At 44.9% G+C, this 12,261-nt stretch carries 12 protein-coding genes; 4 read left to right on the plus strand and 8 right to left on the minus strand.

From position 1 onward, the window contains the following. The first annotated feature begins 131 nt into the window (after nucleotides 1-131). Nucleotides 132-563, plus strand: coding sequence for a hypothetical protein (locus VRU48_RS06985; protein WP_330107202.1), 432 nt, complete (start codon nucleotides 132-134; stop codon nucleotides 561-563). Nucleotides 564-589: 26 nt separating this feature from the next. On the opposite strand, the gene VRU48_RS06990 is transcribed toward VRU48_RS06985, so the two are convergent. The 5 genes from VRU48_RS06990 to VRU48_RS07010 form a co-directional block, all read right to left on the minus strand. Beyond that, nucleotides 590-1,855 carry an NAD(P)/FAD-dependent oxidoreductase gene (locus tag VRU48_RS06990; protein WP_330107203.1) on the minus strand — a complete coding sequence of 422 codons (1,266 nt, stop codon included), beginning with the start codon at nucleotides 1,853-1,855 and terminating at the stop codon, nucleotides 590-592. A 115-nt stretch (nucleotides 1,856-1,970) separates the two neighbouring features. Then, nucleotides 1,971-2,969: a 4-hydroxyproline epimerase gene (locus VRU48_RS06995; protein ID WP_330107204.1), complete on the minus strand. Its 999-nt coding sequence runs from the start codon at nucleotides 2,967-2,969 to the stop codon at nucleotides 1,971-1,973. Nucleotides 2,970-2,981: 12 nt separating this feature from the next. Beyond that, nucleotides 2,982-4,466, minus strand: a complete 1,485-nt coding sequence (locus VRU48_RS07000; protein ID WP_330107205.1) for an aldehyde dehydrogenase (NADP(+)) — start codon at nucleotides 4,464-4,466, stop codon at nucleotides 2,982-2,984. 27 nt (nucleotides 4,467-4,493) lie between these two features. Then, nucleotides 4,494-5,426 carry a dihydrodipicolinate synthase family protein gene (locus tag VRU48_RS07005; protein ID WP_330107206.1) on the minus strand — a complete coding sequence of 311 codons (933 nt, stop codon included), beginning with the start codon at nucleotides 5,424-5,426 and terminating at the stop codon, nucleotides 4,494-4,496. A 237-nt stretch (nucleotides 5,427-5,663) separates the two neighbouring features. Continuing rightward, on the minus strand, nucleotides 5,664-6,536 hold the full coding sequence (locus VRU48_RS07010; RefSeq protein ID WP_330107207.1) for an AraC family transcriptional regulator: 873 nt from the start codon (nucleotides 6,534-6,536) through the stop codon (nucleotides 5,664-5,666). 175 nt (nucleotides 6,537-6,711) lie between these two features. Between VRU48_RS07010 and VRU48_RS07015 the strand changes: the two genes are divergently transcribed. From VRU48_RS07015 to VRU48_RS07025, 3 genes are all read left to right on the plus strand, one after another. Next, nucleotides 6,712-8,487, plus strand: coding sequence for an aminopeptidase P family protein (locus VRU48_RS07015; RefSeq protein WP_330107208.1), 1,776 nt, complete (start codon nucleotides 6,712-6,714; stop codon nucleotides 8,485-8,487). A 319-nt stretch (nucleotides 8,488-8,806) separates the two neighbouring features. Next, nucleotides 8,807-9,214 carry a DUF2790 domain-containing protein gene (locus VRU48_RS07020; protein WP_330107209.1) on the plus strand — a complete coding sequence of 136 codons (408 nt, stop codon included), beginning with the start codon at nucleotides 8,807-8,809 and terminating at the stop codon, nucleotides 9,212-9,214. Between the two features lie 63 nt (nucleotides 9,215-9,277). Further along, a complete protein-coding gene (locus VRU48_RS07025) occupies nucleotides 9,278-10,033 on the plus strand; it encodes a hypothetical protein (RefSeq protein ID WP_330107210.1) in 756 nt (251 codons plus the stop codon). On the opposite strand, the gene VRU48_RS07030 is transcribed toward VRU48_RS07025, so the two are convergent. From VRU48_RS07030 to VRU48_RS07040, 3 genes are all read right to left on the minus strand, one after another. Continuing rightward, complete coding sequence (locus VRU48_RS07030; protein ID WP_330107211.1) at nucleotides 10,023-11,036, minus strand: DNA cytosine methyltransferase; 1,014 nt, start codon at nucleotides 11,034-11,036, stop codon at nucleotides 10,023-10,025. The genes VRU48_RS07025 and VRU48_RS07030 overlap by 11 nt on opposite strands. A gap of 95 nt (nucleotides 11,037-11,131) precedes the next feature. Continuing rightward, the gene (locus tag VRU48_RS07035; protein ID WP_330107212.1) at nucleotides 11,132-11,635 is read right to left on the minus strand and encodes a very short patch repair endonuclease; all 504 of its coding nucleotides are present in this window, start codon (nucleotides 11,633-11,635) and stop codon (nucleotides 11,132-11,134) included. A gap of 161 nt (nucleotides 11,636-11,796) precedes the next feature. Continuing rightward, nucleotides 11,797-12,207: a VOC family protein gene (locus VRU48_RS07040; protein WP_330107213.1), complete on the minus strand. Its 411-nt coding sequence runs from the start codon at nucleotides 12,205-12,207 to the stop codon at nucleotides 11,797-11,799. Between the last annotated feature and the right edge of the window lie 54 nt (nucleotides 12,208-12,261).

Below are 12,261 nucleotides of genomic sequence, written 5' to 3' on the forward strand. Positions count from 1 at the left end.
TCATTTAAAGCCTGTTAGTTTTCTTCTCCAAAAATTAATCTTTAATTAAAAAACAAACTTTAATATTTGGGCAATTCAACCGCGATAACTAATTAACTTTTTGCCTATACCAGAACCTGCCGATCATCCTCATGCTTTTTACTTTCCGTTCCAAGAAAAAAATTAAGCAGCTCTCTCTCCTATTCATCCTCCTCCTTTTTAACCTGCCCAGCTATGCGCAAAAGGGCTGTATTATTGTATACAGCACCACGAGTTTTGGCAATAGGGTCTATACCAAAAGCCTAGGTACTTTTACAGAATGTAACGGCTATAGCAACGTTGAGCAATTTGACCCGAACGTATACACCGACTTTAGTGCAACTTGCACCGTAACCCCCAATCCCCTGGGTTTGGTGATTAGTTCCAACTACAGAAATTGCATTGTAAGTTCCAGTTGCGGCGTTAAGGAAACTTTTGTGGTAGACAATTGCCCGATAGATAGCTACATTATTGTTTTATTGTTGCTGATAACTGGTGTTGCTTGTTATTTTATTCGCAAAAACAGGCCAGCTGTTCTTAGCTAAAGAAAAACAACTGTATCAAAAAATAATTACTGAAATCTATTCGGGTTAAAAGCATGGAGCGGTACCGCTGTTTCTCGGCCAGTAGCCAGTTCGGCCACTAATTTTCCGGTAGCTGGCGCCAGGCTCAGTCCCATCATGCCATGTCCGCCTGCAATAATCAGGTTTTTGAGGTGTTGGCTGTAGCCGATATAAGGCAAGCCATCGGGCGAGCAGGGCCTAAATCCATACCAAATTTTATCGATTTGTGGCATAACCACTTGATGGTCTTTATAATACTGCGGAATAGCATCTACAATGCCCTGCACTCTTTTTTGATTGATCTGTTTATTGATCGGTGCAATTTCCATGGTTCCGCCAAAGCGTACCTGCCCATTCATGGGGGTAACAGCCACTCTGGCCTCCAGCAACAAAGCAGGATGATGAATCTTCTTTTGTTGAGGATCGACCATAAAGGAATAGCCTTTGCCTGGCATCAGCGGGATATTGAGTTTGGCCATTTTAGCCAGTTCGGGCAACCAAGCCCCGCCTGTCATCACGGTTAAATCGGAAACAAAATGCCCCTTTTCAGTTTTTATGGCCTTGATTTCTCCCTTATCCAGTTCGAAACCTGTCACCTTGCAGTGGGTAATCAACTTAACATCATTGCGTTGCAAATAAGTAATCAGCTGCTGCACCAAAGCATTGGGGTATAAATGGCCGTCGCAACGGTAATGCACCGCTCCCAAAACGTTTAGCTCGGTATCTGGCTCCAAGTCCTGTACTTGTTGGGCGTTGAGTACGGCTACATCAAGTCCTAATTTTTGCGCCTCGCTGGCCAAGTGGATTTCTTCCTGGCCAGTTGCCTGTGTTTTATAGAGCATGAGTATGCCTTTTTTCTCGAGCCCGAAATCCAGCCCTGGTTCTTTTTCCAGGTCGTCGTACAATTGCTTGCTCAACAAATGCAAATCGCGAAGTGGGACGGCCGAATTGGCTACATGTTGCGCATTGGCATGTTTCCAGAATTTTATCCCCCACGAAAACAATGCCGGATTAAGCGAAGGCTTAACGTAAAATGGGCTTTTACTGTCGAACATCCACTTAATCCCCTGACTGATCATACCGGGCGCCGCCAAAGGCACAAAATGGCTGGGCACAATCATTCCTGCATTACCCGAAGAGCAGTTATCCAACAGGTTTCCCTGATCAATGAGCGCAGGCTGATAACCTTGCTTCAACAAATAATAAGCCGAGCAAAGGCCAATAATGCCACCGCCGATAATGGTTACTGAAGGTTTAGCCGGATGAGGATTCATGATGGATGTAAAAGGGGCTTCTATTGTTGTTATTGTTAAATTGACCTATTGTTAAATTGTTGTTGATTGTTAACTGAAAACTGAGAACCGGCAACTGAAAACTACCAACTGGAAATCAAATCACCTGAAAGCCATGTGCATAAGGATCGTCATCGTCTATAAAAATGGTATTGTAGCCCGTTACTTTGGCCCAGCCCTCTATACCGGGCACGATAGCGGGTTTGCCAGCAATGGTGGTTTCTTCTTCAATGGTGCCTACAAACTGCGAACCGATGATGCTTTCGTGAACAAAGCGATCTCCTTTTTTCAGTTTTCCCTTGGCAAACCATTGTGCCATGCGCGCTGACGTGCCTGTACCGCAAGGTGAGCGGTCAATGGCTTTATCGCCATAAAAAACCGCATTTCTGGCCGTAGCTTCCGACGAAATGGTTGCACCAGTCCATAAAAAATGGCTCAAACCATTGATATTGGCATCTTCTGGATGCACAAAACTGTAGCGTTCGTTCATCTGTTTACGACAGGCCCTGCTCCAGCTGATCAACTGATCGGCCGTATGGTTTTCAATGCCTTTAAAATTTTCCTGCGGATCAACAATGGCATAGAAATTTCCGCCATAAGCCACATCAACGCTTAGTTTACCCAAATCCGGGCAATCAATTTCCAGCGCTTCGGCAGCCAGGTAAGACTTGATGTTAATGAGCTTAACCGATTTAACCTTGCCGGCTTCCTGCACATATTCTACCAGCACCAAGCCTGCAGGAGTTTCGAGCCTTAATTTGCCAGGCACTTTGGGTATCACCAAGCCTTCTTCAATGGCAATGGTTACCGTGCCGATGGTACCGTGGCCACACATGGGCAAACAGCCACTGGTTTCGATGTAAAGTACACCAATATCATTTGCAGGATCGATTGGCGGATATAAAATACTGCCGCTCATCATGTCGTGTCCACGAGGTTCGAACATCAGCCCTCTTCTGATCCAATCGTATTCCCTTAAAAAGTGTAAGCGACGTTCCATCATGCTGTTGCCCAACAAAATCGGACCTCCGCCAGCCACTACCCTCACCGGATTGCCACAGGTATGTGCATCTATGCAACTGAATGTTTTTTTCATCGACTGTTATTTTTAGGAAATGGCATCACGGGTAAGCTCGTTGTTAATGGTTCTCCATATTTGCAAAGGATTACCGTTTTTAAGCTCGTCTGGCAAAAATTCATCGCCCCAGTTCTGAAAGCAAACCGGACGTGCAAAACGCTTAATTCCATCGGCGCCTACCGACGTAAACCGACTATCGGTACTGGCCGGAAATGGTCCGCCATGCTGCATAGGCAAACTTACCTCTACACCCGTTGGCACATTGTTGAGGATAAAGCGCCCACAGATTTCCTGTACGTAAGTTAGCAACTCGCGATGCTGCCTCATGTCTTTCGGCGTAGCCATTAAAGTTGCCGTTAGCTGGCCTTCCAGTTTTTGGGCAATTTCGAGCATTTCGGCTTCGTTTTGGCATTGGATAATGAGCGAATAAGGTCCAAATACCTCTTCGTGCAATACCGGATTATTTAAAAAAGTGCGTGCGGTAGTCGTCGCAATACTGATGAGGCCCTCACCTTCGCCCATGTTTTGTTCGGTTTGGGTAAGCAGCTGCACTCCTTTTTGAGCCAAGGCCTTTTCTAGTTTTTCGCCGAAATTTTTGGCAATACCTGCATGCAACATCTTGCTTGGCATAACACTTTTGATTTCTTTGCGCAGGTGCTGTACAAAACGGTCTAATCCTTCGCCATCAATGGCAATAAGTAAACCGGGGTTGGTACAGAACTGGCCCATACCCAAAGTAATAGAGCCGGCACATTGCTTGGCCAGCGCCTCAGCTTCTGTCTGTAGTTTTTCGGGCAATAAAAAAATAGGGTTCACGCTGCCCATTTCGGCAAAGACCGGAATTGGATTTTTACGCTGATTGGCCCAGTCGAACAAGGCTTTGCCTCCGCTAAAAGAGCCCGTAAAACCAATGGCCTTTACAGCTGGATGTTTGGCCAGGTATTCGCCGGTTTCGAAACCCGCACCGTATACGTGGTGAAAAATTCCATCAGGCATTTGGCATTGCTCAGCCGCCTTGTGAATGGCATCGGCCACCAAGGTAGAAGTTTTGGCATGCGCCGGATGGGCCTTTACCACCACCGGACAACCGGCCGCAAAAGCGCAGGCCGTATCTCCACCTGCGGTAGAATAGGCGAAAGGAAAATTACTGGCTCCAAAAACCACTACTGTACCCAAGGGCACAAGCATTTTTCTCAAGTCGGGTTTGGGTGGCGTTCGTTCTGGCAAAGCCGTATCGATACTTGCTTCCAACCAATTGCCTTGTTCGGCCGCATCGGCATAGCTGTTGAGCTGAAAAATAGTCCGGGCCCTTTCGTTCATCAAACGGGCAGCCGGCAAATTGGTTTCTGCGTGGGCAGTTTCAATGAGCTCATCGCCCAACAATTCGATTTCCTTGGCAATGGCACGCATAAAATCGGCGCGTTGCCGCAACGAATAGGTTTTGTACTGGTGATAAGCTCTTACCGAACTGGCCAACAGCTCATCAAGCATGGCTATACTGGTATCTTGATACATGATTTTCTTGTTTTACTTTAAACGAAGTTAAAGAACTGCTACTGCTAAATCCAAATAGGCCGGCAATTTTGGACGGACAGCAAGGCCTTCGTCAATAACCTGTTGCACATAAGCACGTTCCTGGCCTTTTAAAACCAAACGTGGCGCTCTTACATATTCCGATCCGATGCCGGTAGCCTGCGCTGCCAATTTGATATACTGAACCAATTTGGCATGGATATCCAATTCTAACAAAGGCAAAAACCAACGGTAGATTTCCAAAGCTTCGGCGTGGCGGTTGTTTTTAACCAAGCGATAAATAGCAACGGTTTCGGCAGGAAAGGCATCAACCAGTCCAGCTACCCAGCCGTGTGCGCCCAAAGCCAAGCATTCGAAGGCCAAAGGATCTACGCCACATAAAATCTTAAAACGGTCGCCAAAGCGGTTGATCATTCGCGTTACGTTCGAAACATCCCTGGTGCTTTCTTTCACGGCCTGTATGTTGGCAAAGGGCTCCAATTCTTCAAACATCTCGACAGAAACCTTGATGCCGTAATCAACCGGGTTGTTGTAAATCATGATAGACAGCGAAGTGGCACTCGCCACACTTTTAAAATAGGTAAGCGTTTCTTCGTCGTCGGCTTTATAGCGCAATGGTGGCAATAGCATCAGACCATCGGCACCGATTTGTTCTGCCTGTTGGGCCATCGCAATGGCATCTTTGGTTATCTGCTCTGCAATATTGAGGATCACCGGAACCCTGCCATTGATGCTTTTTACGCAATATGCCAATAATTCCAGCTTTTCGGCACTGCTCAGGGTACTGGCTTCGCCCAAGGAACCACAAATAATAATGCCATCAACCCCAGCCGCCAACTGGGCATCGAGGTTTTTCTGGAACAAAGGGTAGTCTATTTCGTCGTTTTCCTTAAATGGAGTTAATAGTGCAGGATAAACACCTTGCCATGCTACGTTTTTCATCTGTTTAATTTTTTAATGCAATGAAAGCTTTTTAATCATTCCTTAATGGCTTGATCAATTATCGCGGCTTTCATTTTCCAATCGGTTTAAATTCGGTTTTAGCAAATTGCCGTTGCCAACAATCAACTAAGCCAAAAGTAAAAAGACGAGGCTATAAATTTTGACCGGTTTTGATGAAGAATTGACAGATTTTAACCCAATAAACAAATTAAAGATTAAAATATGGGTAATTTTATTTCAAATCTGCAATAAACGCTTAAAATAGGCTTTGGGTGCCTGACCTTTTACCGAGCGGAAAACACGGTTAAAATTGGTGATGTTGTTGAAGCCACAGGTATAGGCCACGCTCGCAATATTTTCGAATTGGCTGCTGGTTAGTTTCTTGCAGGCCTCGTTAATGCGCAGTTCGTTCAGGAAAGCAATGAAAGTTTGTCGGGTGTGCTTTTTAAAATACCGGCAAAAAGCCTGGGGCGTTAAGTGGGCTTCGGCCGCTACTTCTTCCAAGCTGATGTTGCGATGATAGTTCTGCATCAGGAAATTAAAAATATGGCCAATTCTCAGTCCCTCACTTTCTGAAAAGCCCGACAAAATAGAGGTTGACAGGGGCTCTAACTGATTGTTCAACTGCTGTAACGACTGAAACAAATTCAGAAAACTGACCATTACCTCTGTATTTCCGGCTTGCTGCACGGCCTCCATCTGGCTAACAATATGCGCTTGATGAGCCTGGGGCACCTTAAATCCATTTTGATGCTGCTGCATAAAAGTAGCCAGCCACTGCATTTCGGGGAGCGCCAGAACAGGCGCCAGTTTTCCCTGCGGATCGAAAAAAATCATAAGCGACTGGATTTTCAGTCCGCTGTTTTCTTCAAAGTAAACCGGATTACTTTTCAACAAATGGGGCTGGTTGGCCCCCAGCAGGTATACATCGCCTTTTTGAAACGCATACATATTGTTGGCCACGATTAGCGTCCCCTCTCCTTCTTTAATCCAAATCAGCTGGGCCTCGCGATGGCGGTGCAGGTAGGGATAAAAGTGAGGCATATCGTCTTCCTGCACAATCACTGTACGATCGTGGGCAACGGGAATGGTAAACTGGAGGACTTTCATTTTTGGAAAAAGCGAAATCAATATTAACCCAAAAATTTCAGAAACAAATAAAAACAAGTCAAAATTTGTAAGCAAATCGAAATATTTAGGCTCAACAGACACGAGAAACGTCGTTCGAATGCCATAAACTCTTTTTTAGCTTTCACTTTAAATTCTTTTTCGTTTAGATTTGCGCATGACGTATCCTGAAAAACTGAATGCCATCCGCGAGCAAATGAAAGCCGATGGCGTTGACGCTTATATTATTCCATCGGCAGATCCGCACATCAGCGAATATTTGCCCGACCACTATAAATGCATTGCTTTTACCACCGGTTTCAAAGGTTCGGTAAGTACGGTAGTGATTACGCAGGATTTTGCCGGTTTATGGGCAGATTCGAGGTATTTTGAACAAGCTGAAGAACAACTGCAAGGAAGCGGCTTTGAATTGGTAAAACTGAAGGTGCAACATGCGCCCGAATATATCCAATGGCTGGGCAACACTTTAAAACAAGACGCTACCATTGCTTTCGACGAAAAATTGGTTTCTATTTTACTTGGCGAACTGTTACAGCAGCAACTGGCCTACAAAGGCATCCGTTTCGAAAACAAGGATTACCTGAACCCGATTTGGACAAACAGGCCAGCCTTGCCAAAAGAGCCTGCATTTTTGATAGCCGATACCTATACCGGCCAATCGATAGCCGATAAACTGACTGCGGTTAGGGCAAGCCTGAAACAATACCATGCCGATAGCCACCTGATTTCGTCTTTGGATGATTTGGCTTGGTTGTTTAACCTGCGTGGTTCGGATGTAAGCTACAACCCAGTAGTTTTGGGTTTTGCGCTCATTACGCCTAGCCAAGCTACGTTGTACATACAACACGACAAACTAAACGCAGCCGACAAAGCTACCCTAAGTGCAAACGGCGTAGAAATATTAGGTTACGACACCATTGCCAAAGACCTGCAGTTTCTGACTGCCGAGAGCACCATTCTAATCGACCCGAAACGCAATTGCTTTGCACTGTATAAACTAATACCAACTTCGGTTAATCGCGTATTGGAAACCAACCCTTCAACTCACCTCAAAGCGGTTAAAAACGAAACAGAAGTAGAAAACACCCGTAAAGTGATGCGCAGAGATGGCGTGGCCATTACGCAGTTTTTAAAATGGGTAAAAGAAAATGTAGGCAAAATTGAAATGACAGAGCTTTCTGCTGCCGCACAGCTCAGCGCTTTCAGGGCTGCCCAGGAGGGATTTATCGGCGAAAGCTTCAATACCATTTCGGCTTACCGAGCACATGGCGCCTTGCCTCACTACGCTTCTACCGAAGCCAGTAACGCAGCCATTAAAGCCGAGGGCCTATTCTTGGTCGATTCGGGTGGTCAATACCGCTACGGAACCACCGATATTACCCGTGTGATGCCGATGGGCAACAACACCGAGGAAGAAAGCATCGATTATACTTTGGTGCTAAAAGCCATGATCGAGGGTTGCAAAACCCGTTTTCCGAAGGGAACCTGTGGCTATCAGATCGATGCCATTACCCGTAGGCCGATGTGGGATTATGCGCTGAACTATGGCCACGGCACCGGTCACGGTGTGGGCTACTTTTTAAATGTACACGAAGGTCCGCAGGTATTTAATCCAACGGCAACTGCCGTTCCGGTAGAGCTGGGCATGATTACTTCGATAGAACCAGGTATTTACCGTCCGGGCAAACATGGCATTCGCATCGAGAATTTGGTGTTGACTGTGAAAGACCAAACCAATGAATTTAACGAATTCTACGCGTTTGAGGCCCTCACTTTAGCCCCTATCGATACCACGATTGTGAAGAAAGAACTGTTGGAGCAAAGCCATATTGATTGGTTAAACAGCTATCACGAAAAGGTTTATACGGCTTTAAGTCCGTTATTGAACGAAAAAGAAAAGGAATTCTTGAAAGAGATGACGAAAGCGATATAAAGATTGCCATATTCATGAGAAAAAGCCTCGAACGATAATTGTTTCGAGGCTTTTTTATTTCTTCAATTTACAGTTTTCCCCACATCGGGGAATTCTTGCAGAGTAAACAATTCCCCATATTTCCACATCACGGTCAATTCTCTCCTTTTCTCAAAAACAGCCCAAAAAGAATATTTGATGCTTATTTGCGCACCAACATATATGTTTAAACATAGATAGAGCCCATCCCTGAAATTTCCATGACAAACCTGTATCAGCGCTTTTTCACGCTGGCCTACAAGTTGCCTAATGGGTGTTATAACACGTAACATCCAAAGTCATGAAATTTTTAAAATATATTCTAGCCGCTTCTCTACTTATCCTTTCTTTCAGCGCAATGGCCAATTACGGTTGCAACGTTGGTAACACCATTTATCCTAATGCCACTGGCGGCGTAAATGCTTCTGGTTACCCAACTTACTACGCAAGTGAGCCCATCAACATCAGATGGTGGGATGACGATCCAAACTGTGGCATCAGAGATAACAAAATTTCTCCGCGCACCAACAGCAACGATAAATGCCAGGTGAATGGCGTAAACTGGGGTACTGTTTATTATTTCAACCCTGCCGATAACAACTGTGCCCCAATGAACCTTCCTTTAGACGATTATACTTGGGTTATTTTAGTGGCCGTTGGCGGTCTTGGTGCCCTTTACATCAGCAAAAAAGGTTTATTCGCAGCTTAATTCCATCTTGAAGCAAACAGGCTTTTCAATTTTAGCTATCTTTAGGAAGCTAACCTATTTGAAATGGCCAAGTTCCAAAGACTTTCCCGAAGCGGTTCTCAAAATTTTGCCGTCAATAGCAAAAGAGCGTTTAACCCATTATTTAGCCTAAACGATTTCTTGCCTCAGGCTTTTGATTTTGCCTATGCCATGTGCTTTACCGATGGCCACCACAGAAACATCCGTTCGGGAGGCCAAATCCATCGGAGCCAAGGCGAGCTTTTCATCAACACCTTACAGGGAAAACTGGCCGAATTTGGGATATACAGAAAATTTAGCGAACATGGTATAACCTTGCCCCCGCCAGACTTGAACGTGATGGGCAAAGGCATTTGGGACAATGGCGATTTCGACTGCCTGGGGTATAAGCTCAGCATCAAATCGGCTGCACATTTTTCGAACCTGATGCTCTTGGAAACCAAAGATTGGGATGAAGAAGCCCATTACATTCCGGATGGTTCGAGCTACGATTTCTTCATTTTATGTCGCATTAAGCCCGATGGCAAGGCCTTGTTTGGTCACCATCCCTTACTGGCTCCTAACAAGCCTCCATACGAAGCCTTAAAAGCATTATTTCTTGCCGAAAATTGGGAGTTTGACATTGCCGGATGTATAGGAAAGGGCGAACTGAAAGAACTAATCAAGCGCGAATACATTTTGCCCCAAAAAGCACTACTGAATGGCAAGATCATCATGGATGCCCGTAATTATTATGCACAGAGTGGCGATATGCATACTTTTGAGCAATTGCTTCAAAGGCTAAACCCAGCTATACCGTAGCTTTCTTTTTGCCTTTTGTTTTGGCTTGAGCAACCGGAGGCTCCTGCAACAACGCATATTTAATGTTGGCCGCAATCCTGGCAATTACAGGTACAGTTACCGAATTGCCCGCCTGTTTGTAGAGTTGCGCTTCTGAAATGGCTGGCAGTTTAAAATCTTCCGGAAAGCCCTGAAACCTGAAACATTCTGCAGGGGTTAGTTTTCTGATGCCCGTTGCAGTTAAGACAATCGGCACATTATGGCCACCCATGCCCATGTTGGCCGTTAAGGTTGGACAAACATTTTGCTTGTTCTCCCGCACATAATGCCTGCGCCATTGGTAAACCGTTTCTTTCGACCTTACGTTTTGCGCCAATTCGTTATGGATCATTTTATCTGGTCCGTAGTAATATTTGTGCGCCACTTCATGGGGCGTAATCAGGTCGTTAATTTTAACGTTTAAAGGCAAAGGCTCCGGAAATTGGAAGTGTTTGCCGTAAATATCTTCGCCTTGTTCGTTATTTTTAAAGGCTACGATATAAATACGTTCCCTATTTTGGGGGATATTGCCAAAATCCTTGGAGTTGAGCACCTTGGTAAAAACGGTATAATTCAAGGTTCTTAAGGTTTCTATAATGACCTTAAAAGTATTCCCTTTATCGTGTGAGGTCAGGTTTTTTACGTTTTCGAGCAACAGCACCTTGGGTTGCAATTCCTCGGCATACTGGATAATCCTGAAAAAATGGTTGCCTCGTTGGTCTTCAAAACCTTTGCGATAGCCCGCAATAGAAAAAGGCTGGCAAGGAAAACCACCGGCTAACACATCGATGGGGTCCAAGGTTTTGGGATCGAGTTCAAATACATCGCCTTCGTGAAGCGTGTGTTTAAAATTTTCGCGATAGGTAATGCAGGCATATTTATCAAATTCGTTGGCCCAGGCCAATTCCATTCCTGCTTCTATAAATCCTTGACAAATGCCACCAACGCCTGCATAAAGGCTACCTACCTTAAATTTCTTGCTCATATTGTACGGGGAAACCAATCAGGTTGATTGGCAAAGGCCTAAATTAAAGTTTTAATTCCAATCTTTTTCAACATTTTGTCGCCAAGAAGCAATCTTCATTGATCGTTGCCGGGTACACGGCCTGTTTGCGCAGCTTCGATGTACAATTGAATCTGGTTTACGCAGGCCTTAAGGTTCTGTTTTACCTCATGCTCCCAAAAGCGCATTACATTATAGCCCATCAAGCCCAAGCTTTCGTTGGCAAATTTATCGCGTTGCATGTTCCGTTCTATTTTGGGGATCCAGAAACCCAGGTTACTTTTCGGTTTGCGTTTGGCCCATTCGTAGCCATGCCAAAAATCACCATCTACAAAAATGGCCAGGCGGTATTTGTCAATTACAATATCTGGTTTGCCCGGCAGGTCGTTTCTGTGCAGACGAAAACGGATGTTGGCTGCCCATAAAGCTTTTCTGAGCAACAATTCGGGCACGCTATGCTTCCCCCTGATTTTAGACATGGTTTTACTCCGTTGCTTGGTGGTGTAAAACCCTGCGCTTTCCTCAAACTTGGGAACCTTAATAATATCTTCTTCCGGTATTGGATAAGGCTTATGTTTCATGCCAGCTCATTTGCTTACAAAGTAAACGAAAGTAATTGGAATTTGTTTGTGCTGGAGCAGTTGACAATTATCAGTTGGCAATTTGCAGTTGGCAATGTGCAGTTATCGGTTGGCAGTTGAACAGTCAACCAATGAACTCATGATACGAATGAACCAATGAACTAACCTTTATCATAATTCAACAACCACCTGATGCCAAACTGATCGGTTACCGAACCGAATATGGCACCCCAAAAATTGGTTGCTAAAGGTTGTGTAGCCTGCCCCTGTTGCGCCAATTGATGGTAATAATGATGGAGTTCCTGTTCTGACTGGCAATTGAGCAACAGCGATACCGAATTGCCCGAATTTAAGCCCTCATTGGCTACCATATCAGTGGCCATGAGCACCAAATTGTCTTTGCGCAAAGTAGCCTGTACAATATAGGCCTTGATGTTGTCGGGCAAAGGCTCGCTTAAGGGCGCTTGGCCAATGGTTTGCAGTTCCAGTTCGCCACCCAAACAGCTTTGATAAAAGGTCATGGCCTGTCTGCAATTGCCATTAAAAGTTAGGTATGAATAAAGCTGCGCCATTGGTTAAACTTCTTGATGAGGATAAAAAACAATATTTACTGTGATTTACCCTAC

The sequence above is a fragment of the Pedobacter albus genome (assembly GCF_036324255.1).
In the GTDB taxonomy this organism is placed as follows: Bacteria; Bacteroidota; Bacteroidia; order Sphingobacteriales; family Sphingobacteriaceae; genus Pedobacter; species Pedobacter albus.